The 23,557-nt window shown below is 62.7% G+C and carries 20 protein-coding genes; 13 read left to right on the forward strand and 7 right to left on the reverse strand.

What is annotated here, in order from left to right:
* Positions 1–90: 90 nt before the first annotated feature.
* The 5 genes from PY254_RS04960 to PY254_RS04980 all read right to left on the reverse strand — a co-directional run bounded on the left by PY254_RS04960 (position 91) and on the right by PY254_RS04980 (position 8,817).
* Positions 91–1,668, reverse strand: a complete 1,578-nt coding sequence (locus PY254_RS04960) for a serine hydrolase (RefSeq protein ID WP_281014373.1) — start codon at positions 1,666–1,668, stop codon at positions 91–93.
* Positions 1,652–2,866 carry a dipeptidase gene (locus PY254_RS04965; RefSeq protein ID WP_281014374.1) on the reverse strand — a complete coding sequence of 405 codons (1,215 nt, stop codon included), beginning with the start codon at positions 2,864–2,866 and terminating at the stop codon, positions 1,652–1,654. The genes PY254_RS04960 and PY254_RS04965 overlap by 17 nt, the downstream gene beginning before the upstream one ends.
* On the reverse strand, positions 2,863–4,164 hold the full coding sequence (gene lysA, locus PY254_RS04970; protein ID WP_281014375.1) for a diaminopimelate decarboxylase: 1,302 nt from the start codon (positions 4,162–4,164) through the stop codon (positions 2,863–2,865). The genes PY254_RS04965 and lysA overlap by 4 nt, the downstream gene beginning before the upstream one ends.
* A 78-nt stretch (positions 4,165–4,242) precedes the next feature.
* Entirely contained in the window at positions 4,243–7,242 is a 3,000-nt protein-coding gene (locus tag PY254_RS04975; protein ID WP_281014376.1) for a TonB-dependent receptor, read from the reverse strand.
* A 54-nt stretch (positions 7,243–7,296) separates the two neighbouring features.
* Entirely contained in the window at positions 7,297–8,817 is a 1,521-nt protein-coding gene (locus tag PY254_RS04980; protein ID WP_281014377.1) for a transglutaminase-like domain-containing protein, read from the reverse strand.
* Positions 8,818–8,977: 160 nt separating this feature from the next.
* On the opposite strand from PY254_RS04980, the gene PY254_RS04985 reads away from it, so the two are divergent.
* From PY254_RS04985 to PY254_RS05035, 11 genes are all read left to right on the forward strand, one after another.
* On the forward strand, positions 8,978–10,135 hold the full coding sequence (locus PY254_RS04985; protein ID WP_281014378.1) for a DUF819 family protein: 1,158 nt from the start codon (positions 8,978–8,980) through the stop codon (positions 10,133–10,135).
* Positions 10,136–10,161: 26 nt separating this feature from the next.
* Positions 10,162–11,565: a C40 family peptidase gene (locus PY254_RS04990; RefSeq protein WP_281014379.1), complete on the forward strand. Its 1,404-nt coding sequence runs from the start codon at positions 10,162–10,164 to the stop codon at positions 11,563–11,565.
* A gap of 52 nt (positions 11,566–11,617) precedes the next feature.
* Complete coding sequence (locus PY254_RS04995; RefSeq protein ID WP_281014380.1) at positions 11,618–12,715, forward strand: dipeptide epimerase; 1,098 nt, start codon at positions 11,618–11,620, stop codon at positions 12,713–12,715.
* A complete protein-coding gene (locus PY254_RS05000; RefSeq protein WP_281014381.1) occupies positions 12,715–13,569 on the forward strand; it encodes a MurR/RpiR family transcriptional regulator in 855 nt (284 codons plus the stop codon). Before PY254_RS04995 ends, PY254_RS05000 begins: the two co-directional genes overlap by 1 nt.
* A 74-nt stretch (positions 13,570–13,643) precedes the next feature.
* On the forward strand, positions 13,644–14,423 hold the full coding sequence (locus PY254_RS05005; protein ID WP_281014382.1) for a L,D-transpeptidase family protein: 780 nt from the start codon (positions 13,644–13,646) through the stop codon (positions 14,421–14,423).
* Positions 14,420–15,667 carry a dicarboxylate/amino acid:cation symporter gene (locus PY254_RS05010; protein ID WP_281014383.1) on the forward strand — a complete coding sequence of 416 codons (1,248 nt, stop codon included), beginning with the start codon at positions 14,420–14,422 and terminating at the stop codon, positions 15,665–15,667. The genes PY254_RS05005 and PY254_RS05010 overlap by 4 nt, the downstream gene beginning before the upstream one ends.
* Positions 15,664–16,782 (forward strand): NAD(P)/FAD-dependent oxidoreductase, encoded by a 1,119-nt coding sequence (locus PY254_RS05015; protein ID WP_281014384.1) that lies wholly within the window; start codon positions 15,664–15,666, stop codon positions 16,780–16,782. The genes PY254_RS05010 and PY254_RS05015 overlap by 4 nt, the downstream gene beginning before the upstream one ends.
* Before the next feature lie 91 nt (positions 16,783–16,873).
* Positions 16,874–17,470, forward strand: coding sequence for an anthranilate synthase component II (locus PY254_RS05020; RefSeq protein WP_281014385.1), 597 nt, complete (start codon positions 16,874–16,876; stop codon positions 17,468–17,470).
* A complete protein-coding gene (gene trpD / locus PY254_RS05025) occupies positions 17,467–18,537 on the forward strand; it encodes an anthranilate phosphoribosyltransferase (protein ID WP_281014386.1) in 1,071 nt (356 codons plus the stop codon). Before PY254_RS05020 ends, trpD begins: the two co-directional genes overlap by 4 nt.
* A 66-nt stretch (positions 18,538–18,603) precedes the next feature.
* Entirely contained in the window at positions 18,604–19,398 is a 795-nt protein-coding gene (gene trpC, locus PY254_RS05030) for an indole-3-glycerol phosphate synthase TrpC (RefSeq protein ID WP_281014387.1), read from the forward strand.
* Positions 19,395–20,096 carry an HAD family hydrolase gene (locus PY254_RS05035; RefSeq protein WP_281014388.1) on the forward strand — a complete coding sequence of 234 codons (702 nt, stop codon included), beginning with the start codon at positions 19,395–19,397 and terminating at the stop codon, positions 20,094–20,096. Before trpC ends, PY254_RS05035 begins: the two co-directional genes overlap by 4 nt.
* 62 nt (positions 20,097–20,158) lie before the next feature.
* Here PY254_RS05035 and crp read toward each other — a convergent pair whose 3' ends face one another.
* A complete protein-coding gene (gene crp / locus PY254_RS05040; protein WP_281014389.1) occupies positions 20,159–20,854 on the reverse strand; it encodes a cAMP-activated global transcriptional regulator CRP in 696 nt (231 codons plus the stop codon).
* Between the two features lie 296 nt (positions 20,855–21,150).
* On the opposite strand from crp, the gene speD reads away from it, so the two are divergent.
* On the forward strand, positions 21,151–21,936 hold the full coding sequence (speD, locus tag PY254_RS05045; protein ID WP_281014390.1) for an adenosylmethionine decarboxylase: 786 nt from the start codon (positions 21,151–21,153) through the stop codon (positions 21,934–21,936).
* Positions 21,937–22,042: 106 nt separating this feature from the next.
* Here speD and coq7 read toward each other — a convergent pair whose 3' ends face one another.
* Entirely contained in the window at positions 22,043–22,684 is a 642-nt protein-coding gene (gene coq7, locus PY254_RS05050) for a 2-polyprenyl-3-methyl-6-methoxy-1,4-benzoquinone monooxygenase (protein ID WP_281014391.1), read from the reverse strand.
* A 442-nt stretch (positions 22,685–23,126) separates the two neighbouring features.
* Between coq7 and rplM the strand changes: the two genes are divergently transcribed.
* Complete coding sequence (rplM, locus tag PY254_RS05055) at positions 23,127–23,555, forward strand: 50S ribosomal protein L13 (protein ID WP_281014392.1); 429 nt, start codon at positions 23,127–23,129, stop codon at positions 23,553–23,555.
* The last annotated feature ends 2 nt before the right edge of the window (positions 23,556–23,557 follow it).

The raw sequence follows: 23,557 nt of genomic DNA on the forward strand, positions 1-23,557 counted from the left end.
CCCGCTCGCGGGCGATGCATCTCCTTTCGCCACGCGCAGAGGCATCGCCGGCGAGCGGGCTCCTACGGACGGTGGTGGCTGGGCGGATCGTCATGGATTGCAGATGCCGACGCGCTGGAAGTCGAGGTCTTCGTAATCGGAGCTGAAATCACCCTGCGGATCGAGCTTGGCCATGCGCAGTGTCGCCGGCTTTCCGTTGCTGGCTGCAAGAAAATCCAGCCACGCATCGAGGTCGGCCGAGTCATCCCAGTGGACCATGTAGCGATCACCCAGCCGCATCACCGTGCCGGTGAGTCGTGGCGATTTCGTCGCGCTGAAGCGCAGCTTGCCGTCCCGCGGGCACAGCGAGATATCGCCGAGCCACGGGTCGCGGTACCGGCCAATCCACGCGGCTATTTCGGTGACAGGGGCTGACTGCATCGCGGTAGTGTCCGGCATGGACGCGGAGGCGGGTCGCTGCCTAGCCTGTTGTTCCAGGGCGTCCGCATACCAGCCCACGTCGCGGGTATCGGTCGGCGCCGTGAAATGCTTCATCAACACTTCGCCGAGCACCGTGCGTGCGTCCTCTGCTTCGCCGTTGATCATGAACACGAAGCCGCTCTTTTGATCGGGCAGCAAGGCGAGCATCGAATACATGCCATTCAAGGTGCCGGTGTGCCACACCGTCCACTGACCGTCGGCGTCAGCCATGCGCCAGCCGTAGCCGTAGGCCATGACGTGGCTGTTGTCCCAGGTGCGCCTCTGCGCGGATACCGGAATCAGCATGTGCGGCGCCTGCAGCATCCGGCGTTGCGCTGCCGAGAGCCAGTCCAGCTGAGTCGGCGTCGGCACCAGCCAGTTCTGTGCCCAGCGCAGCATGTCGGTGAGGTCGCAGCGGATGCCGCCAGCCGGTGCCGAGGTGATCGCCGGTATCTGCGCTCCATCCTGATCGATGGCCACGTTGTGACCATCGATCAGGCGATGTGGCTCGGCCACGTTGCCCACCGTATCGCGGTTCCATGTACCAACCTGACAGCGATCCAGCCCCAGTGGCGCAAACACTTCGCGATGCATCAGCGTTTCGTACGATGCGCCACCTGCCGCAGCGGCAACTTCGCCGGCGACCACGTAGAGCAGGTTGTCGTACTGGTATTGCGAGCGGAAGCTGTAGCCGGGTTTGATGAAGCGCAGGCCGTGGATGATGTCGGCGCGAGTGAACGCATTGGGCTCGGGCCATAGCATCAGGTCGCCGCCGCCTTCGGGCAGGCCGCTGGAATGGGTGAGCAGGTCGGCCACGCGCATGTTCGCGGTGACCCACGGACCGTGCATCTGGAACTGCGGCAGGTACTTGGTCACCGGATCGTCCCAATGCAACTTGCGCTGGTCAACGAGGCGGCCGAGCAGGGCGGTGGTCATCGCCTTGCTGTTGGAGGCGATCTTGAACAGCGTCTCGGAGTTGATCGGCTGGCCCGAGCCGGCGATGGTTTCGCCGGCGGTACGCGTGTAGACGAGCTTGCCGTTCTCGATCACGCCGACGGCGATGCCCGGCAGGTGATAGCGGGCGACGGTGGCGTCGACGATCTTGTCGTAGGTGGGGTTGGTCGCGCGTGTTGAAGCTGCGTGGCTGAGTGTGCCGACCAGCGCGAGTGCGCCGGCCAGCAGCACGTGCGACTTACGGACGTTCGGCATGACGCTCCACCTCAGCCCAAACGCGTAGCAGGTTGCCGCCCCACAGTTTGCCGATGTCGGCCTCGCTGAAACCGGCCTTGCGCAATGCGGCGGTGACATTGCGGGTTTCACTGGCATCTTTCCAGCCGGTGATGCCACCGCCACCGTCGAAGTCTGATGAAAGGCCGACGTGGTCGATGCCGGCGACCTTCACCATGTGCCGGATCTGCTTCACGTAGTCGTCGAGTGTGGCCAGCGGATAGTGCTTCTGGATCTCGGCCATGCCCGCTTCCATCTCGGGGCGATAATCGTCGGCGTCGCTGTCGTATTCCTTTTCGCCGGCCTGTTTCGCGATGGCGTCCTGCAGTTTCTTCTCGGCCGCCTCGCGGGCAGGATCGTGCTTGAGGAATTCCTTGTAGGCGACGGCATCGATCACACCACCCTTGGCGGCGATGGCGCGCAGCAAGTCGTCGGGCAGGTTGCGTGGATGATCGAGTACCGCACGCGCGCCGGAGTGGGTGGCGATGAGCGGCGCGCTGGAGGCTTTCAACGCATCGCGCACGCAATTGTCCGAGGCATGCGAGATGTCCACCATCATGCCGAGCTGGTTGGCCCGCGTGACCACCGCTTGACCGAACGCGCTCATGCCTTTGTCGCCAGCGCTGTTCATGGCCGGCTCGCCGTGTTCGGTATCGGGCAGCGAGCTGGTGCACAAGTCATTGTTGCCAACGTGGACCAAGCCCACCGAACGCGCGCCGCGATCATAGGCCGCGTCGAGTCGATGCAGGTCGTGGCCGAGCGAATAGGCGTTCTCGATCTCGATGGTGGCCGAAAGCAGCCCGGCCTTGTGGTTGGCCATCAACTGTGCGGGCGTGGTGGCGAGGCGGATGCGGTCGGGATATTGCATCAGCAAATGACCGATGCCGTCGTATTTCTGCGTGGCCTGCTGCACCGCCTTGGCGTAACCGGCCGCGTCGAGCGCATGTTGCGGCACCCAGATCACCAGGAACGCTGCGTTCAATCCGCCGCGTTCCATCTTGCCCAGGTCGACCAGCAAGCGGGTGTCGCGGCCGGCGTCGAAGCGCTGCTCACCCATGTAGTTGAACGGGATGTCGACATGACTGTCGATGGTGATGGGCGGATCTTGTGCGGGCTGTGCGGACACGCTGGCACTGGCGGTCAGGGCGGCAAGCAGGGCGAAGCGGAGGATGCTGTTCATGGAGTCTCCCAGTTTCGGGCCGGCTGCTCGCCGGCGATCATTTCCTCGAAGTGCTGGCGGCGGCGCACCACGGCGTAGCGACCGTTTTGCAGCATGACCTCGGCGGCGAGCGGGCGCGAATTGTAGGTGGAAGCCATCGACGCACCGTACGCGCCCGTGGCCCTGATCAGCAACAGGTCGCCCGCTTCACACTCGGGCAGTTCGCGCCCACGGGCAAAAGTATCGCCGCTTTCACAGACCGGGCCGACGATGTCGTAAGTGGTCATGGGCCGGCCCTGATCGATCACCGGCACGATGTCATGCCAGGCGTCGTACAGACTCGGACGTTGCAGGTCGTTCATCGCTGCATCCAGCACCAGGAACTGGCGCTCGACACCGGGCTTGATGCGTACCACGCGGGTCAGCAGCATGCCGGCCTCGGCGACCAGATAGCGACCGGGCTCCAACAGCAGGCGACCTTGGTAGCCGGCCAGCGCGTGGCGGATCACGCCCACGTAGTCGGCAGCATCGATCGGGTGATCAACGCCTTCGCGATAGCACACCCCTAGCCCGCCGCCGACATCGATGCTGCGGATCGGATGGCCGGCTTGTTCAAGTTCGCGCCAGAACGCGGCGACGCGTTCGAAGGCGCACCGGAATGGATCGAGGCTGAGGATCTGCGAGCCGATATGCACGTGTAGCCCATCGAGCTGCACATGACTGAGCGATTTGCGGGCAGTGAACCAGCGGCGTGCCTCGTCGATGCTGACGCCGAACTTGTTTTCCGACTTGCCGGTGGAAATCTTCGCGTGGGTTTGTGCGTCAACGTCGGGATTGATACGCACCGCGGCGCTCGCCACGACTTCCTGTGCGCTGGCAACCCGCTGCAGGGTCAGCAGTTCATCGTGCGATTCCACATTGAAACGCAGGATGCCGACATTCAGTGCGCCCGCGATCTCGTCGGCGTTCTTGCCGACGCCGGAGAACACGATGCGTTCGGCCGGGATGCCGGCGTTGAGTGCGCGGCGCAATTCACCGACCGAGACAATGTCTGCGCCGACGCCGGCTTTTGCCATCAGTTGCAGGATGGCCAGGTTGGCGTTCGCCTTCACCGCGTAGCAGATCAAGGTATCCAGCCCTTGCAGGGCGCTATGCAGCGCGTAGATGCGCTGGCGGATCGTATTTGACGAATAGACATGCAATGGCGTGCCCATGCGTTCGACCAGCAGGGGCAAGTCAACTTCGTCGAACAGGCGAAAATCGCTGTTCGTTTTGGAGAGCGGTGCCGGTGTGGTGTTGCGATCCATGGGCGCTGACATGACCTGAATGGGCTTCGGTAGTTTCGCGAGTCAAAAAAATGCGGCCCGCCACAGGGCGGGCCGCGATGGGGAAGACAATCAGAAGTTGACGGACATCGTCAGCTGGGTGAAGCGTGGCGACTGGAAGCCAAGCGGCTGACGGAACGTGTCACTGGTGGCGTTGGAAATGGACGTCTGCAGATCCTGATCCACGGCGGTGGTGCGCTTTTGGTTAAGCAGGTTGTAGACCGCCAGTTTGACCCGGAACTCGCCGCCAGTGAACGGCTTGATGTAGCTGATGCCGGCGTTGAGGTTGAAGGTCCATGGCAGGCGGCCGTACTTGCCGCGCGGCGAGCTTTCGTAGACACGATCCTCCGAGACCGGCGAGTCGCAGTTCTGCACGCAGGTGTAGTAGCTGTGGTAATTGGTTGCGTCGTAGGGATTGCCCACACCGAAGCCGGTGATCGGGCCGCCGGAGGCAACATTCATATCCGCACCGAGCTGCCAGTGCGGGGTCAGCGCATAGATGCCGCGCAGTTTGAACTGATGGCGGCGATCGTTTGGCAGGTAGCCGTCACCACCACTGTTGACCCACGGATCGTCGAAGTTTTCGGTACGGCCGGTGTCATCGAAGTTGGTGTCGGAATTGACCGGGCCTTCCGCGTTGCCGCGGTTCCACGACATCGTGTAGGACGCATTCATCGACCACTTTTCGTCCCACGCGCGGTTCAACTGCAATTCCACGGCAGCATAGGTGCGCTTGGGTTTCACCCAGCCACGCTGGCCCAGATACTTGCCGTCGGCGTCGAACATCGCCCAACCTTCCTTCGAGGTATCCACCGTGAGATAACCATCCGGCGTGCCGTCGCAGGTGGTGTCGCCCCACACGGTGACTTTCTGGCCCGGGTTGGCCATGACCCAGCCGATATAGCCGTTTTCGCCACATTGGGAAGTGGCACTGATTTCCATGTCGTCGATGGCGTTGTGCAAACGGCGGTAGGTGCCGCTGACGCCCCACGACCACTGCTCGCTGAGCAACTGCTGGAAGCCGAGAATCGCCTCATCCTGGTAGACCGGGTTCATGTTCTTGTCGACTTCGGAGCGCAGGTCGCCGACGGTGCCGTCGCCCTGGGAATTGTCGACGGCGCCGATCTGCGGTCCGAGTTTCGGAATCGCATACTGCACACCGTTGAGGGTTTCGTAGTCGAAGCCATCAAACGCGTAATAGGTGCGCTCGTCGAGCAGGCCACCGGCCTGCTTGATATTGATCACGTTGGCCACCGGCAGGAAATACCGCCCAAGGTTGCCGAACAGCTTGGTACTGCCGTCACCCTTCATGTCCCACGCGAAGCCAAAACGCGGTGCGATCTGGCTGGACATCTTGATGTAGCTTTTCCCGGCGGCGTCTTGGTTGTCGAAGCTGTCGTTGCGCAGGCCGGCATTGAGCACCAGGTTGGGCGTGACCTTCCAGCTGTCTTCGATGTAGTACGCGGCGTTCTTGGTGGTGAAGGTGCCGGAAATCTCGTAGCGGCGCGCGCGGATGTAGGAGTCGTAGCCGGCCGGCATGACGCCGCCGTTGGAAATCGTGTCGCCGGGGTTGGCGGCATACAAGTTGTAGTAGTACGCGCCTGGCCCTGCATAGTGGCGGCTGTAGTCGGAGGTGTCGTTTTCGTGGTCGTAGCCGAAGCGCAGCAGGTGGTTGCCCAGCGTCCATTCAAAGTCGGCGCGGGCCTGCTTGCGGATGTCGTTGCGGCCGTACACGGTCGAGCTGCTGGTGCAGCCCAGCTGCACGCCGGGGTTGTGGCGTGCGAGGAAGGCGTTGTTGGCGGCGACGTAATTGCAGTCGATGTCGAGCTGTGAGCGGGTCAAGGCCTGGCGTTCGTTGCGACCGGTCATCAGCTTCATCGACAAGTCGTTGGTCAGGTAACTGGTCCAGGTCAGCGCCCAGTCCTTGCCGCCGGTATCGCTGAACACCTTGTTGCTGCGCGCTCCGATGGTATTGGTGTTGTAGTCGTAGCTGTACACATCGCCGACGTTCTTGTTTTTGTCGGAGAACGCCATCAACTGCAGCGCGTTGTTGTCGGTGATGTTCCAGTCGATCGTGGTACCCCAGAAGCCGGTATCCGAATTGTTGGAGGTGAGTGTGTCGCCGGCGTTGTTGGTGTTGCGCGGGGTACTGCCGCGCGCTTCGTACATGGCAAAGATGAACAGCTTGTCCTTGATGATCGGGCCGGAGGCCCAGACATTGGTTTTCACCAGTGAATCCTGATCGCGGCTTGCCGTGATGTAACGGTTGCCATTGGCGTCGTACTGGTCGTCCGCGTGTGAGTGCCAGTTGCCCGGTTCCAGCGTGATCTCCATGCCGCCCTTGTATTCATTGGTGCCCGAGCGCGCCACGGCATTTACCACGCCGCCGGTGGTGCGTCCGAATTCCACCGAGTAGCCGGCGGTCTTGACCTGGAACTGGTCGTAGAAAGCGAACGGTGCTTCGGAGAAACCGTTGCGGTTGTAAAAATCGGTGACGTTGAGGCCGTTGACGTAATACGCGTTCTCGGCGATTGACGAACCGCCAAAAGAGATGCCGCCGAAGCTTGCGTTACCCCTGACCACGCCCGGTGCCAGCAGGGCCACCGAGGTGACGTTCTGGTCGACCGGCAGGCGCACCAGTTCCGCGCGCGAGACATTGGTGGACGATTCGGTGGAGGTCACGTCAATCACCGGCAAGCCGTTGCCGGTGACCTGGATCGCCGACAATTCCGTGGCGTTGGGCGTGGCGCCCAGATCCAGTGTGGTGGCGTTGCCGAGGCTCACGGTGACGGAGCGCGGCTGGCCAAGCGGCCGGCCGTCTGCACTGGCGCTGATCGTGTACTCACCGACCGGCAGGAACGGGAAGCGGTAGTTGCCACGCTGGTCGGCGGTGATGCTGCGGGTCAGGCCGGTGGCCGGATTCACCGCGGTGATCACCGCGCCGGCCTGGGCGTGACCGACTACCGAGCCGTCGTTGTTGCCGGCGAAGGCTGCTGGTGCAGCCAGCGATGCGAGGCCCAGACCAAGCGCCATGCAGAGTACGTTCCTGCGCAGTTTGCGGGTATTGCTCATGTCCCCATCTCCCCCATCGACGCCGTCGATGCCGTGTTTATGAAAAGCTGTCGGTTAGTTGCTGCTGCGTCCATGCACCGCCGGCAGGACCTGCCAGTCGAAGTCGTAGTCCAGATGATCGAAATAGATGTTGCCGCCGTTCCATTCGGCTTCGCCGCGCTGCGAATCCACGTTGTCCGAACGGAAGTGTCGTTTGGACGGCTGGAAGGGCTGATCGAAATCGCTGTTGAAGGCGACCCGGTATTGGTCGAGGCCACCGAGATAGAACCATTCCAGCGCCGGGGCATCCGAGGGCAACGGATGCAGACGACCGGTGGTGACATCCATCGGCACCCAGCCATACGGCGCGAGGTAGACGAAGCCCCAGTCGTGGATGTTGTTGTAGTGGCTGCCGTCGTCGGAGAACACCATGCCCGACTGCCAACGCGTGGGAATGCCGTTGAGCCGCAGCAGGGTCATCAGCAGCAAGGTTTGTTGTCCACAATCGGCATGGCCGGCATGCAGTGCGTAGTCGCTGATGTTGCTGATCGTCGAGTACTCGCGTGCGCCAGCCCAGGGAATCTGGTCGACCGCGGCAAACAATTTCTGCGCGATCCGATACGGGTTCTTCTCGTTGCCGACCACCTTGCGCGAGAACGCGCGCATCGCGTCGGTGAAGACGATGTGCGGTGCGCGCTCGGCCACGAACGGAGCAAGCTCCGGCGTGATCCGCGAGCGTGTCACCCGCGCCGGATCAATTGCGTGGGACTGCGCGTACTGGGTCAGTTCCCAGGTCACCGAGAACACGGTTTTCTTCCCGGCTATGGCGGGCTGCTCCAGATACGCGGTGCGCTGCGCTACCGAGGCTGGGGCGATCTGATGTTTCGCCGGCACGCTGGCGACGTAGTGGATGTCTTCCTGCTGGCCGGGTATTTCCTGCGGATAGGGAATCCAGGCGCGAATCACTTCACCGGCCGGCACCGCGTCGGCGTCGACGCTCAGGGTCTGGGTCATGCGCAAGCGGCGCGGCAGCACGCTGCTGTGATGTTCGCTCAGTGCGGTCAGGTAGATCGTGCGCTGATGGTCGTTCAAGGCTTCCATCGGGCCTTCGACCAGTGGCGTCTGCACCGCACGCCGGGCCAGCGCCTCGGCACTGAGCTGGAACAAATTGCCCGGCGAGCGTTTGAAGTACAGCGTCTTGCCGTCGATCAGCTGATGCTCGAACAGGCCGGCCGCGTTCCACTTGGCGAACTCGGCGTCGGTTAGGTCGGGAATTTTCTTGCGTACCAGCGCCTTGACGTCGTCGGCGCTCAACGTGAAGTCGAGCAGGATGCGGCGCATGCGTTCGCGCTGGAACGAAAGGTCGCGCTGCGTGTCCGTCGACAAGCCGGGTTGCGCGAGTGCCGCCGTGATCGCTGCATCGGCGGCCTTGAAATGACCGGCGTCGATCTGGGTGATGATGGGCACGGTAGCTGTGTTGCTCGCGTCCTGGCCGGCGAAGGCAGGCGCACTCATCAGCAGGGCGAGCAGGCAGAAGGCGAGATACCGGCTTCGGCTTTGCTGGCGTACTTTCGCGTTGGGCAGCACCATGTCCATCGACAAACGCCTCTGCGTGGAATCCCCTGATAGGGCTGTGTAACACGCTTGCAAATGCTGGTCAATAATTTATGCTTCAAATGAAGTCATCAAGAATCAGCTATTCCTAGTTCGCTGGAACGCACCAGCCAGCGAATACCCGCGAACAACTCATCAGGGGATGCAAGTGATCCACACGGTCTGGCCCTATCTGGCGCTGATGTTGCTCGCCGCCGGCCTGTTTCCCGCGCTGGAGCGCCGCTACGGCTGGAAGCTGTTTTCGGTGCTGCCGCCGATTGTGCTGACCTATTTGTTGGTCACCGCGCTGGCGGTCACCGGCCTGTGGCAGGTCAATGCGGAGATCAAGGCGGCGCAGTCGACGCTGGTATCGCAGGCGGTGCCCGCGTTGTTGTTCCTGTTGATGATCAATTGCGACCTGCGCGCGATCTGGCGGCTCGGCCCGCGCGTGCTCGGTGTTTTCGTGTGCACCACGATCAGCCTGTTCGTGGCTTTCATCGCCACCTTCCTGATCTACCGCCAATGGTTGCGCGGCGACGACTGGCATCCACTGGCCGCGTTGGCCGGCAGTTGGGTCGGCGGCAGCGCCAACATGATTGCTGTGAAGCAGGCGATCGGCATGTCCGACGCACATCTGGCGATGTCGTTGCTGACCGATGCGATTGGTTATTCGATGTGGGTGGTGGTGTTGTTCTCGGTGGCGCGGTTGGCGCCGGCCTTCAATCGCTGGACGCGGGCGAAATCCAGCGCCGATATCCCGCTGGCCCCGACGAAGGTCAGCGCGCCGATCACCTATGAAGGCGTGCTGCTGTGGTTGGGCATGGCGTTGGCGGTGTCGGCGTTGGCCGGCTGGCTGGCCACCATGCTGCCGGTCACCGGCATGCTCGGCAGCACCACCTGGACCATTTTGCTGGCCACCGCTTGCGGGCTGTTGGTGGCGCATACGCCGCTGGCGCGGTTCCCCGGGGCCAGCACCATTTCCAGCGCCATGCTGATCAGCGTGGTGGCGGTGCTCGCTTCGCAAAGCAATTTCCACGGCATCGCGGCGGCGCCGCTGTACCTGCTGTGCGGTGTCACCATTCTGGCGATTCACGGACTGGTGCTGATCGGCTTCGCCAAACTGTTTCGCTTTGATCTGTACCTGTGCGGCATCTCCTCGCTGGCGCATATTGGCGGCGTGGCGGCCACGCCGATTCTGGCGGCCAGTTATTCGGCGGCACTGGTGCCGGTGGGTATCCTGCTGGCATTGCTCGGCTACATCCTGGGCACCGGTTTCGGACTGGTGGTGGCGTCGATCATGTCCAGCCTGGCCCTTCCGTGATGTCACTTCGACAAAGGACGAGAACCATGCGAATTCCACTGCTTGCCGCCGCCGCGCTGGCGCTGGCGTTGTTTGGAGCGACATCGCAGGCGCGCGACGCCAGCGATGCGCTGACGGTTCCGCCTTCCGGCGTGCTGGGTGTGGGGGATGCACAGCTGACGTCGGCGTTCTGGGTTGGGCTGCAGGCGCAGCCGGACAAACTCATTCTTGATCGTGCGGAAATCACGGCACAGAACGCGAAGTTGTTGCAGCTCGATCCATCGATGTACGACCTGCATGCGCTGCCCGCCATGCTGGATCGTGCACGTGTCGAAGGCTGGGTCACCGATCTCGCCGAGCGGCCGCAGCATGCGTTGTTCGATGTCGATGGCAAGCCGGTGACTACCGCCACACTGGATGCGATTCTTGCCAGCCGCGCACTCGCCAGTATTCCAGCGCAGCAGAAGACCCGCTACGGCCTGATCGTGCAGCGCGCTTCCCTGCGTGCGTTTCCGACGACCTTGCGTGTGTTCAGTGAGCGCGGCGACACCGATATCGATCGCTTTCAGGAGACGGCCGAATTCCCCGGTACGCCGGTGGTGATCGCGCACACCAGTGCCGACGGCAAGTGGCTGTTCGTGGTCAGCCCGCGCTATGCAGCGTGGACCGAAAAGGAAAACGTGGCCGAAGGCAGCGCTGCCGCGGTATTCGCCTATGCCGACAAGACGCCGTACCGGATCGTCACCGGCGACAGCGTGCGCACGGTGTTCACCCGCGAGGTACCGGCGGTTTCGCAGTTGCAACTGGACATGGCGACGCGCGTGCCGCTGGTCACCGACCTGCCGCCGGACCAGCCGGTGAACGGGCAGACCCCGTATGCGGCATACGTGATCAACCTGCCAGTGCGCAACGCCGACGGCTCGCTGGCCTTCAGTCCCACGCTACTGCAGAAGAACACCGACACCGCGGCGGATTACCTGTCGCTGACCCGCGCCAATATCATCCGTCAGGCGTTCAAGTTCCTCGGTGAGCGCTATGGCTGGGGGCATGCTTATGACGGTCGCGACTGCAGCGGCTTCGTCTCCGATGTCTACCGCAGCATGGGCGTGCAGATGCCGCGCAACACCAGCAAGCAGGCGATCAGTCCGGCGCTGGAACATCGCGCGTTCACCGCGAAGGACAGTCGTGCGGAGCGCATCAAGGCGGCGCAGGCACTGCAGGTAGGTGATCTGGTTTACATCCCCGGCCACGTGATGATGGTGATTGGCCAGCTGCACGGTCAGCCGTATGTGATCCACGACGTCGGTGGCATGAGTTATCGCACCGCGGATGGTGGCAAGAAGCACGTCAAGCTCAACGCGGTGTCGGTGACACCGTTGTTGCCGATGCTGTTCAACGACAAGCAGACCTTTGTCGACCGCATGACCAGCATCGTGCGGATTCGTCATTGAGCCAGCCCGCACCAACCAGAAACAAGGACACGGATTCCATGAAGGCTCGCCCATGAAAATCACTGCCATCGAATTCGGCATGCTGCGGGTACCACTGAAGACCCCGTTCAAGACGGCGTTGCGCACGGTCAATACGGTGGAAGACATCGTGGTGATGGTGCATACCGATACCGGCGAGGTGGGTTACGGCGAAGCGCCGGCCACGGCCGTGATCACCGGTGACACGCACGGTTCGATCATCGACGCGATCCGCCACTACATTTCCCCGCGGCTGATCGGACAGAAGATTTCCGACCTCAATCACATCACCCAGCTGATCCAGTCGTCGATGGAGAAAAACACCAGCGCCAAGGCGGCGGTGGAAATCGCGGTGTATGACTTGTGGGGCCAGCTCTACAACGCGCCGCTGTACAAGCTGCTTGGCGGCGGCGACCCGGTGATCACCACCGACATCACCATCAGCGTCGACTACATCGACAAGATGGTGGCCGACTCCGTGTCGGCCGTGGAGCGCGGCTTCGAGTCGCTGAAGATCAAGGTCGGCAAGGACATCGGCGTCGACATCGAGCGGGTCAAGGCAATCTACGCGGCGGTGGAAGGGCGTGCGTTGTTGCGGCTGGATGCGAACCAGGGCTGGACCGCCAAGCAGGCGGTGTATGCGCTGCAGACCCTGGAAGATGCCGGCATCAAGCTGGAACTGATCGAGCAGCCGGTGAAGGCGCGCGACCTCGCCGGCATGCGCTATGTCACCGAGCGCGTGCACACGCCGGTGATGGCCGACGAAAGCGTGTTCGGCCCGATGGAAGTGATCGAGTTGATCCGCCTGCGCGCCGCCGACATCATCAACATCAAGCTGATGAAGACCGGCGGCATCTCCAACGCGATCAAGATCGCCGACATCGCCGGCATGCATGGCATCGAATGCATGATCGGCTGCATGCTGGAAAGCAGCATCAGCGTGGCGGCGGCGGTGCACGTAGCGGTGGCCAAATCGACTGTGATCACCAAGATAGATCTGGACGGTCCGTCGCTGTGCCAGTTCAACCCGGTCGATGGTGGGGTAATCTTCAACGAATCGGAAATTACGGTGACGGAGGCACCGGGCCTCGGCATTCGCGAGATCCGCGGACTGGAAAGGATCGAAAGCTGATGTCACCACTGGTCAAAATTCGCTCGGAACGCGACCAGATGTCAGCGGTGGAACGGCGCATTGCCGACTTCGTACTGGAAAACGCCCAGTTGCTGCGCGACTACTCGTCCCAGCAACTGGCCAATGCGCTGGGTATCAGTCAGTCCAGCGTGGTGAAGTTCACCCAGAAGCTGGGCTTCAAGGGTTATCCCGACTTGAAGTACTCGGTGGGCGAGGCGATTGCCCGTGCCGACAATGGCGACACGCCCAACGTCAGCGTGGCAGCGGCGGGTGATACGGGCTCGTCCGCCGGTCATCTATGGCGGCGAAAATCGGAAGCCGAAGAGGCGACCCGACTGATCAATGCGCCGGAAACCCTGCAGGCAGTCGCCGATGCGATCGAGCACGCCGGCCGCGCCGGCAAGGTGTTCATCATTGGCCTGGGCGAAGACGATATCTACGCACGTGGTTTTGCCTTGAAGCTGTCGCTGCTGGGCATTCTCACCGTGCACAATTTCGACACTGCGCGGATGACCGCGAACGTTTCGGCTGCCAGCGCCGGTGACGTGCTGCTGGTATTTTCCGAGCACGGCAACCACCCGGCGCTGTGCAAGATCAGCCGCTATTTTCGCGAGCGCCGTGGCCAGGTGATCACGGTAACGCGGCATACCGCCAATCCCTTGCGCACGCTGGCCGACCTGTCGCTGGTGGTGTCGGCACACGACGAACTGCCATACATCCAGCCGTTGTTGTATCAATCGTCGCTGCAGCATCTTCTGGATGGTGTGTTTGTGCAGTTGTGCGAAGGTCACGACGACCGCCACGCGCAATTGCTGGCGAACCTCGACCGCATCCAGTCGATGCTGGAGCCGTAGTTGATGTACCTGGCACACCGGCTACCCGACGTAGGAGGCCGTGAGGCGGTCATGATTTGCAGAATGGAAAACCGATGACTATCAGCCGACAGACCCTTGCTCTTTTGACGCTCGCTGCAACACTTGCCGGCGTAGTGCACGCCGGTGCGCCGGAGACGCCGTGGCAAAACGCGCAACAAATGGTGTTGGTCACCACGACTGACTGGAACGTGGACCACGGCACGCTGCGCACGTTCTCCCGCGATGGCGACGGCTGGCGCGAAGTGCGCGCGGCCACGCCGGTGACCATCGGCAAGAATGGGGCAGGTTGGGGACTGGGTTTGAATGCGCCGCAAAGCGGTGGGCCGATCAAGCGCGAGGGCGACAACCGCAGCCCGGCCGGCGTGTTCCGCATTGGTGACAGCTTCGGCTATGCCGCCAGCGTCGACACGGCGATGCCGTATCTGGCGCTCAATGAAACCCAATACTGCGTCGACGTCAGCGGTGCGAAGCATTACAACCAGATCGTCGACGCGAACGTGGTCGGCGCGGCGGCGGTGAAGGGTTCCACCGAGCCGATGCGGCGTGACCTGCATGCCAACGGCGATCAGCGCTATCGCATGGGCTTCGTGATCGAGAACAACCCGCAGGCAGTGCCGAACGGCGGCAGTTGCATCTTTGCCCATCTATGGAAGTCACCGACGGATGCCACCGCCGGTTGCACCGCGATGACGCCGCCGGTGATGCAGTCGCTGCTGGCGTGGTTGAAGCCGCAGGATCATCCGGTGTTCGTGCTGTTGCCGCAGGCCGAGTACCAGCGGCTGCGTGTTGAATGGCAGTTGCCCGCCATCGCCGCAGCGGATGCCGCACGATGAGTGCGACCTCCAGGGTTCTGACCGGACTGGCCGCCGGCGCGGTGATCGGCCTGGTACTCGCGGGCTGGGATGAAAGCGCCGCGCTGCAGGTGGCGAATATCGTGCAGCCGATCGGCAAGCTTTGGTTGAACGCCTTGCAGATGACGGTGGTGCCACTGGTGCTGGCGCTGGTGGTGGTGGGCGTCAACACGGCCACCGATGCCGCTGCTTCCGGTCGCATCGCGCGCCGGGCGATCGTGACGTTCTTGGTGATCCTGACTGGCGGCGCACTGTTTGCGGCGCTGGCTGCGCCGCTGGTGTTCTCGCTGTTTCCGCACAACCCGGCACTGATCGCCGCGCTTGATCACGCCAGCGTGCCTGCGGCCGCGCAGGTGCCACCAAACTGGATCGATACACTGGTGGCAATCGTGCCGAACAACGCGATCATGGCGGCGGCGCAGAGCGCGATGCTGCCGCTGGTGGTGTTCGCGCTGTTCCTCGGTTTCGCGTTGACCCGGATCGAGCCGACGCGTCGCGCGATGCTGGTGGAATTCTTCCAGGCGATCGCCGATGCGATGATCGTGATTGTGCGTTGGGTGTTGTGGGTCGCACCGCTGGGCGTGTTCGCGCTGATCCTGTCGGTGTGCGCGCGCTCCGGGCTGGGCATGCTCAGTGCGCTCGGCGTCTACGTGCTGGTGGAATGCCTGCTGTATTTGTCGGTCACGCTGATGATGTTGCCGGTGGCGCTGATCTTCGGCGGCGAACGATTGCGCCGTTTCATTCCCGCGCTGGTGCCCGCGCAAGTAGTGGCCATCAGTACGCAATCCTCGCTCGCTTCGTTGCCGGCGATGCTGGAAAGTGCCGATCGCCGGCTGGGCTATCCGAAACAGGTTGCCGCGTTGGTGCTGCCGATGGCGGTCAGCCTGTTCCGGCTGACCAGTCCGGTGCAATACGTCACCTCGGCCGTGTTCATCGCATGGGCTTACGGCATCGACTTGTCGACGGCGCAACTGCTGGCCGGCGCGATGCTGGCGGTGGTGATCAGTCTCGGCTCGGTCGGCCTTCCAGGACAGGTCACCTTTGTCGCCACCAACTTGCCGGTGGCGCAGGCGATGGGCTTGCCGCTCAGCCCGCTCGGCTTGATGCTGGCGGTCGATACGATTCCCGATGCGCTGGCTACCTTGGGCAACGTCACGGCTGATCTCACTGCCACCAGCGTGGTCAACCGGCAATCTCGAAAAGACACGGCAGAACCCGACGCATGAAGGAGTTCGATGCCATCGTGATCGGTGCCGGCATGGCTGGCGCATCGGCGGCTTACTTCCTGGCGCCGCATGCGCGCGTGCTGGTGCTGGAGCGCGAGTCGCATGCCGGCATGCATTCGACCAGTCGTTCGGCAGCGTTGTTCAGTGAAACCTACGGCTCGGCGCAGGTGCGTGCGTTGACCCGCGCGACGCGTCCGTTTCTGGCGGATCCCCCGGCAGGATTCGCCGCAGAGCCGATTCTCGGACCGCGTGGGGCCACGCTCATCGGAAACGCAGCACAGAGGGATGAGTTGGGCGCGTTGTATGAAGCGATTCTGCCGTTCACGCGCAATATCGAACTGCACAATGCGGCGCAGTTGCAGTCCGCCGTGCCGGTCCTGCGGCCGGAGTTTGCGCAGATCGGTCTGCATGAGCCGGGCGCGGCCGACATCGACGTCAACGAACTGCATCTAGGTTTCCTGCGCGGGCTGAAAGCGCGCGGCGGGCAGTTGCGCGTGGATGTCACCATCACAGCCATCGAGCGCGACGCCGGGGGCTGGCGCGTGGAAGCTGGCGAGCAGTCGTTCCGTGCGCCGTTGCTGCTCAACGCGGCCGGTGCCTGGGTCGATCAGGTGGCAAAACTTGCCGGCGTGGCACCGCTGGGCATCGTGCCGAAGCGGCGCTCGGCGTTCGTGTTCGATCCACCCGAAGGCCTGGCCACCGCGCGCTGGCCGTTCATCAATGACTTCAGCGAAACGTTCTATTTCAAACCGGACGCCGGCCTGCTGCTGGGCTCGTGCGCGAATGCCGATCCGGTCGAACCGCACGATGTGCAGCCGGAGGAGTACGACATTGCACTGGGCATCCACCACATCGAAGAGGCCACCACGCTGACCATTCGTCGACCCCGGCGGACCTGGGCCGGACTGCGCTCGTTCGTCGCCGACGGTGACCTGGTCGGCGGCTTCGCCAGCGACGCGCCCGGCTTCTTCTGGGTCGCCGCGCAAGGTGGCTACGGTATCCAGACCAGCGCTGCGATGGGCGAAACCTGCGCCCATCTGGCACTGGGCTTGCCGCTGCCGACGCATCTGGTGGATGCGGGGATAGCGGCGTCGATGCTGGCACCCCGCGGCTGAGCTACATCCGGCCGATCCGGTGGGAACCCGCGACGCGCGCACTGTGGTTATCATGACGCACTGCGCCATTGCCACGGAAGCGATATCCGCCATGCTCCTGATGATCGACAACTACGACAGCTTCACCTACAACCTCGTGCAGTACCTGGGCGAATTGGGTCAAACGGTGAAAGTGGTGCGCAACGATACGCTGGATATCGCCGGCATCCGCGCGCTGGGCCCTACGCACATCATGATTTCGCCGGGGCCGGGCACGCCGGATGACTCGGGTGTGTCGTTGGATGTGTTGCGCGAACTGGCCGGCGAGATTCCGGTGTTCGGCGTTTGCCTCGGCCATCAAGCCATCGGCCAGGTGTTCGGTGGCAAGGTGATTCGTGCGAAGCAGATCATGCATGGCAAGACCTCGCCCGTGATCCATCGCGGGCAGGGCGTGTTTGCCGGCTTGCCGAATCCGTTCGAGGCCACCCGCTATCACTCGTTGGTGGTGGAGAAATCGTCGCTGCCTGATTGCCTCGAAGTCACCGCATGGACGGAACATCCGGATGGCTCGATCGACGAGATCATGGGCTTGCGCCACAAGACGCTGGCGGTTGAAGGCGTGCAGTTCCACCCCGAGTCGATCCTGACCCAGCACGGGCACAACCTGTTGCGCAATTTCCTTGGTCAGCCGTTGCAGGCTGCGGCATGAGCAACCACGCGCGCGCGATCACCATTACTCCTCAGGAAGCGCTGCAGCGTACGATCGAGCATCGCGAAATCTTCCACGACGAGATGATCGCGCTGATGCGGCAGATCATGAACGGCGAGGTGAGTGCGCTGATGACCGCCGCGATCATGACCGGCCTGCGCGTGAAGAAGGAAACCGTGGGCGAGATCACCGGCGCGGCGCGCGTGATGCGCGAACTGTCGGCCAAGGTGGATGCGCCGGCGCATGATCATTTTGTCGATATCGTCGGTACCGGCGGCGACGGCGCGTCGAGCTTCAATATTTCCACCGCCTCGATGTTCGTGGCGGCGGCCGGTGGTGCGCGGGTAGCCAAGCATGGTGGGCGCAGCGTGTCGTCCAAATCCGGCAGCGCCGACGTGCTCGAGGCGCTGGGTGCGTCGATCGAGCTGACGCCGGCGCAGGTCGCCGCGTGCATGGCGGAGACCGATATCGGCTTCATGTTTGCGCCGAATCATCACCCGGCGATGAAGGTGGTGGCGCCGGTGCGCAAGGAAATGGGCGTGCGCACGCTGTTCAATATTCTCGGTCCACTGACCAATCCCGCCGGCGCGCCGAACATCCTGATGGGGGTGTTTCATCCCGACCTGGTCGGTATCCAGGTGCGTGCGCTGCAGCAGCTGGGCGCGCGGCATGCGCTGGTGGTGTGGGGCCGCGACGGCATGGACGAAATTTCACTGGGTGCAGCGACCCTGGTCGGCGAACTGCGCGACGGCGTGGTGCGCGAGTACGAAGTGGAGCCGGAGGATTTCGGCTTGGCGATGGCCTCCAGTCGCAACCTGCGGGTCGAAAACGCCGACGAGTCGAAGGCGATGTTGCTGGGTGCGCTGCAGGGTGAGCCGGGTGTGCCGCACGATATCGTGTGTCTGAATGCCGGCGCAGCGCTTTACGCGGCCGACGTAGTCAGTTCCATCGCTGCTGGCATTGAATTGGCTCGTGCGACGATTGCCAGCGGTGCCGCGCATGCCAAAATGCAGGCATTCGTGGCGGCTACGCGTCGACTTGCCAGTGACGTCACAGCGGGCGGTTGAGTCTGACCGTCAACACGATCGCTTCCATCGCGCATCACTTGCGCCTCAACTTACCAGTGAGATGCCATGACTGACATCCTCAATCGCATTCTCGTTCGCAAGGCAGAAGAAATTGCCGAGCGCCGCGCCCATCTGCCCGAGGCCGAGCTGATTGCGCGGATTGCCGAGCTGCCGCCCACGCGGGGTTTCGGCGCGGCAATCGAGGCAAAGATTGCTGCCGGCCTGCCTGCGGTCATTGCCGAGGTGAAGAAGGCCAGCCCCAGCAAGGGCTTGATTCGCGCCGACTTCGACCCGGTGGCCATCGCGAAGAGTTACGAGGCAGCGGGTGCAGCCTGTTTGTCGGTGCTGACCGACAGTGACTTCTTCCAGGGCAGCGAAGCCTTCTTGCAGCAGGCGCGCGAGGCATGTGCGCTGCCGGTGCTGCGCAAGGATTTCATCATCGACCCGTATCAGGTGTACGAGGCGCGAGCGATTGGTGCCGACTGCATCCTGCTGATCGTCTCGGCACTGGATGATGACGCCTTGCTGCAGCTTTCGTTGCTGGCCGCTGAGCTGGACATGGACGTGCTGTGTGAGGTGCACGACGAGGAAGAGCTTGAGCGCGCGCTGGCCTTGCCGGTGCCGTTGATCGGCGTGAACAACCGCAACCTGCGCAGTTTCGAGACCTCGCTGGAAACCTCGCTGGCGCTGCAGGAGTTGATGGAGTACGACCGCGTGCTGGTGGCCGAGTCCGGCATCCATACGCCGGAAGACGTGGCTCGACTGCGCGAAGGTGGCATCCAGGCGTTCCTGGTTGGCGAGGCTTTCATGCGCGCCGAAGATCCCGGCAGCGAGCTGCGTCGTCTGTTCTCGATACCGTGACCGCAACGCCGGAGCCGGAAACCCTGCCGCCCACCGACGGTGAGGCGGCGTCGTCGCGCGTGGTGCTGTTCGACTTCGACGGCGTGTTGTTTCGCGGCGATGCGTTTTACCTGTTCATGCGTGAGTGCTATCGCCGTTCCTGGTGGCGCTGGCTGCCGGCGCTGCTGGTCACGCCGCTGCTGCTTTTGTTAGTGCCGTTTTCGCGGCGTCTACCGATGCATCTGCTGGTGCGGATTGCGCTGCTTGGCGTGGGTCGAACGCGTTATCAGCTTGCCGCAGGTGCGTTCGCTGCCAGCCTCGTGCGCCGGCCCGGGCAATTTTTCCGCGAGGGGCTGCAGGTGTTGCGGCAGCATCAGAAGCAGGGTGATCGGGTCATCGTGGTGACCGGTTGTGAGCACGCGCTGGTCAGCGGAATCGTGCAGCAGCTGGGGCTGACCGATCTGGAAGTGCTGGCTTCGCAGCTGCGTCCAGGCTGGTTCGGCATGCGCGTGCAATGGCATAACGTGGGGCGCCGCAAAGTGCAGTCGCTGGCGAAACACGGTCTTGCGGCGTGGCAGGTGGCCTATGGTGATTCGCTGTACGACGTGGCCATGCTCAAGGTTGCCGCCGAGCCAGTACTGGTCAATGGCACGCCGACTTTGTGCAAGAAGGTCGAAAGGACGTTGGGGCGATCGATCACCCGGGTGGAGTGGTTCTGACCACTCCCGCCAGAGACGGGCTGGACGCTGTCCATGCCTGTCTCGGGTAACTACAGCAAAGATCAACGCGTGCCGAGTATCACGATGGTCTTGCCAGCCACGTCGATCATGCGCTGCTCTTCCAGCTGCTTCAGCACGCGCCCGACCATTTCACGTGAACAGCCCACGATGCGGCTGACTTCCTGCCGTGAGATGCGGATCTGCGTACCGTCCGGATGCGTCATCGCGTCCGGTTCCTGGCACAGGTCGAGCAGGGTGCGCGAGATACGGTTGGTGACATCCATGAAGGCCATTCGGCTGACCTGGCGTGAGGTGCGCAGCAGACGATTGGTCAGTTGGGCACCAATCGCGAACAGGACCTTCGGGCATTCCTCGCGCAAGGTGCCTTCCATCAGCTGAAACAGACGCTCGTAGCTGATTTCGGCCATCTCGCATGGCGTGCGGGTGCGCACCAGCGATTCGCGTTGCGACTGCTCGACGAACAGCCCCATTTCGCCGATGAACTGGCCGCGGCTGATGTAGGCGAGGATGAGTTCACGCCCCTGTTCGTCCTCGGTGCATACCGCCAGCGAACCCTCCACCACGTAATACAGCGTGTTGGCCGGATCGCCGGGCCGGATGATCGCGGTCTTGCCCGGATAGCGCCGGCGGTGGCACATGCCGAGGAAGCGCTCCATCGACGCGGGATCAGGGGCAAAGCTCAGCGGCGCCTGTGAGCGTTCGAAAGCTTGCTGAAGCTGGTATTTGAGTTGGGCCATGGCTAATCCCCTGCAGGTGATTCTGCTCATGCCGGGCATCTAGGGCCACTCGACATGCACGTTCATGATTGCATCATGGCAGGCTTGACGACTATGACAAAGCCGCCCGACGCATGTCGGTTCAAATTTCCTTCCGTTTGCCGCATACTTCGCGGTCTTTCGGTGGCTGCGAGCCCGTGGTCATCGTTTACAAGGGTCGTGCAGGATAGTCTCTGCACTCAAACCTACTGCCGCGGGGACCCTTGTCGCTAACCCGCCTCTGATGTTGGCCGAGAACCGGTCATGGAGTGCCGCCCGTGGTCAAACCACTTCCCCGTCTGCGTCTGCAGGGTTTCAACAACCTGACCAAGGCGTTGAGCTTCAACATCTACGACATCTGCTACGCGGTGTCCGAAGATCAGCGTCAGCGCTACATCGAATACATCGATGAGCAGTATGACGCCGATCGCCTGACCCAGATCCTCACCGACGTGGCCGAGATCATCGGCGCAAACATCCTCAACATTGCGCGCCAGGATTACGATCCGCAGGGTGCTTCGGTGACCATGCTGATCTCCGAAGAGCCGGTGGTCGAGAAGCTGGGACGCGACACCATTTCCGGTGCCGTGGTTGCGCATATGGACAAGAGCCACATCACCGTCCATACCTATCCGGAAACGCATCCGCACAACGGCATTGCCACCTTCCGCGCCGATATCGACGTGGCGACCTGTGGCGTGATTTCGCCGCTGAAGGCATTGAATTACCTGATCGACAGCTTCGAGTCGGACATCGTGATTGCCGACTATCGCGTGCGCGGCTTTACCCGCGACATCAAGGGCAAGAAGCACTTCATCGATCACAAGATCAACTCGGTGCAGGACTACCTGGCGCGGCACATTCGCCAGAAGTACGAGATGTTCGACGTCAACGTGTACCAGGAAAACATGTTCCACACGAAGATGCATATCAAGGACTTCGATCTGGACACGTATCTGTTTGAGGCGCATGCCGATGATCTGTCGTTCAAGGAACGTCAGCGCATCGAGTCGCTGCTGCGGCGCGAGATCGAGGAACTGTTCCACGGCCGCAACCTGATGTGACGAAAAACCCGCCGAAAGGCGGGTTTTTTGTTCCGTCGTGGTAGGACTTCGCTGGCGGGCGATGCGCCTGCTGGAATGTTCGAGAGCATCGCCCGCCAGCGAACTCCTACAGTCGGTATGCCACGGTTTTCATCACCATCGAGCTGGCGTGCATCAGCTGCGGTAGTGGAAACGGGAGGTCGATGCCGCCACGTTGCTGCGCTGCTTGCGCGTGCCGGATTTCGTCGCTCTGCATCTGGGTCAGCACCGCGCGGGATCGTTCATCTGCGGCAGGCAGTTGTTCCAGGTGATCGGCCAGATGGGCTTCGACCTGGCGTTCGGTTTCGACCACGAAGCCCAGGCTGAGCGCGTCCCCGGCCAGCGCCGCGGCGGCGCCGATGACGTAGCTGCCGGCGTACCACAGTGGATTGAGCAGGCTGGGGCGACTGTCCAGTTGCTGCAGGCGCTCAGCGCACCAGGCCAGGTGATCGGTCTCCTCGGCGGCGGCGTGCAGCAGGTGTTGGCGATTGTCGGTGTCGCGCGCCAGTGCCGCCTGGCCGAGGTAAAGCGCCTGGGCGCAGACCTCGCCGGTGTGGTTGATCCGCATCAACCCGGCGGCGTGGCGCCGTTCGCTGTCGTCAAAGTCGGCTTCGGTGATACCGGTCGCGGGCGATGGGCGCTGCGCTGTTGGCGTGCCGCCGACGGCTTCCAGCGCGCGTTCGCAGCCGATCAGCAAACGGTCGAAACGGCCAAGGGTGCGTGCGCTCATGCGTGGATCTCCAGAGGTGTCGGTCAAAGTGTATGCGCTGTAGGCCTGCAAGGCATTCCCGTCCTCAGCTAGCGGGGCATCGGCTTCCCGTGCACCGAAATTGCCGATGCTTGTGGCGGGGCCTTGGTTTTGCGGGTGTACTTCGCCGTTCGCGGCGTGATGCTTCGGTTTGCGGAGCGACTTCAGTGAATTTCCAGCCGCGAGGCCACCGCGGTGCCTCGGTCGAATTGCCAGTAACAAGCCGGGCGGCACTTCTACAAGCCTGCTGTTGCGCGCGTTATTGGGGGGCTTTTCAAGCAGCCCGCTGGTCATGCTATCATTGCCAGCTCACAAGCCCGCCGGTCGGTGGGCTTGCGCTGTGGATGAAAGCTCCGCTATCATCTCGCGCCTTTGATCCACCGATTATGCGTACCGCCTCACGGCGGCAGACAGGTATTCCGAAATGAAAACGTTCAGCGCCAACGCAGACAACATCAAGCGCGACTGGTTCGTGGTTGATGCCACGAACAAGACGCTCGGTCGCCTGTCGACCGAAATCGCCCGTCGTCTGCGCGGCAAGCACAAGCCGGAATACACCCCGCATTGTGACACCGGCGATTATATCGTGGTGATCAATGCTCAGAAGGTGGCCGTCACCGGTGCCAAGCTGAACGACAAGAAGTATCACCGCTTCACCGGTTACATCGGCAACCTGAAGACCACCAGTCTGAAGGACCTGCTGGCCACCTACCCGGAGCGCGTGATCGAGATCGCCGTCAAGGGCATGCTGCCGAAGAATCCGCTGGGCCGCGAAATGTATCGCAAGCTCAAGGTCTATGGTGGCGCCGAGCATCCGCATACCGCACAGCAGCCGCAGGCGCTGGAAATCTAAGG

This window comes from Rhodanobacter sp. AS-Z3 (assembly GCF_029224025.1).
GTDB lineage: Bacteria > Pseudomonadota > Gammaproteobacteria > Xanthomonadales > Rhodanobacteraceae > Rhodanobacter.

Bases quoted from the DNA above. Each gene is read 5' to 3' on its own strand.
- PY254_RS04960 (WP_281014373.1), bottom strand. From the start codon at position 1,668: ATGCCGAACGTCCGTAAGTCGCACGTGCTGCTGGCCGGCGCACTCGCG.
- PY254_RS04965 (WP_281014374.1), bottom strand. From the start codon at position 2,866: ATGAACAGCATCCTCCGCTTCGCCCTGCTTGCCGCCCTGACCGCCAGT.
- lysA (WP_281014375.1), bottom strand. From the start codon at position 4,164: ATGTCAGCGCCCATGGATCGCAACACCACACCGGCACCGCTCTCCAAA.
- PY254_RS04975 (WP_281014376.1), bottom strand. From the start codon at position 7,242: ATGAGCAATACCCGCAAACTGCGCAGGAACGTACTCTGCATGGCGCTT.
- PY254_RS04980 (WP_281014377.1), bottom strand. From the start codon at position 8,817: ATGGACATGGTGCTGCCCAACGCGAAAGTACGCCAGCAAAGCCGAAGC.
- PY254_RS04985 (WP_281014378.1), top strand. From the start codon at position 8,978: ATGCAAGTGATCCACACGGTCTGGCCCTATCTGGCGCTGATGTTGCTC.
- PY254_RS04990 (WP_281014379.1), top strand. From the start codon at position 10,162: ATGCGAATTCCACTGCTTGCCGCCGCCGCGCTGGCGCTGGCGTTGTTT.
- PY254_RS04995 (WP_281014380.1), top strand. From the start codon at position 11,618: ATGAAAATCACTGCCATCGAATTCGGCATGCTGCGGGTACCACTGAAG.
- PY254_RS05000 (WP_281014381.1), top strand. From the start codon at position 12,715: ATGTCACCACTGGTCAAAATTCGCTCGGAACGCGACCAGATGTCAGCG.
- PY254_RS05005 (WP_281014382.1), top strand. From the start codon at position 13,644: ATGACTATCAGCCGACAGACCCTTGCTCTTTTGACGCTCGCTGCAACA.
- PY254_RS05010 (WP_281014383.1), top strand. From the start codon at position 14,420: ATGAGTGCGACCTCCAGGGTTCTGACCGGACTGGCCGCCGGCGCGGTG.
- PY254_RS05015 (WP_281014384.1), top strand. From the start codon at position 15,664: ATGAAGGAGTTCGATGCCATCGTGATCGGTGCCGGCATGGCTGGCGCA.
- PY254_RS05020 (WP_281014385.1), top strand. From the start codon at position 16,874: ATGCTCCTGATGATCGACAACTACGACAGCTTCACCTACAACCTCGTG.
- trpD (WP_281014386.1), top strand. From the start codon at position 17,467: ATGAGCAACCACGCGCGCGCGATCACCATTACTCCTCAGGAAGCGCTG.
- trpC (WP_281014387.1), top strand. From the start codon at position 18,604: ATGACTGACATCCTCAATCGCATTCTCGTTCGCAAGGCAGAAGAAATT.
- crp (WP_281014389.1), bottom strand. From the start codon at position 20,854: ATGGCCCAACTCAAATACCAGCTTCAGCAAGCTTTCGAACGCTCACAG.
- coq7 (WP_281014391.1), bottom strand. From the start codon at position 22,684: ATGAGCGCACGCACCCTTGGCCGTTTCGACCGTTTGCTGATCGGCTGC.
- rplM (WP_281014392.1), top strand. From the start codon at position 23,127: ATGAAAACGTTCAGCGCCAACGCAGACAACATCAAGCGCGACTGGTTC.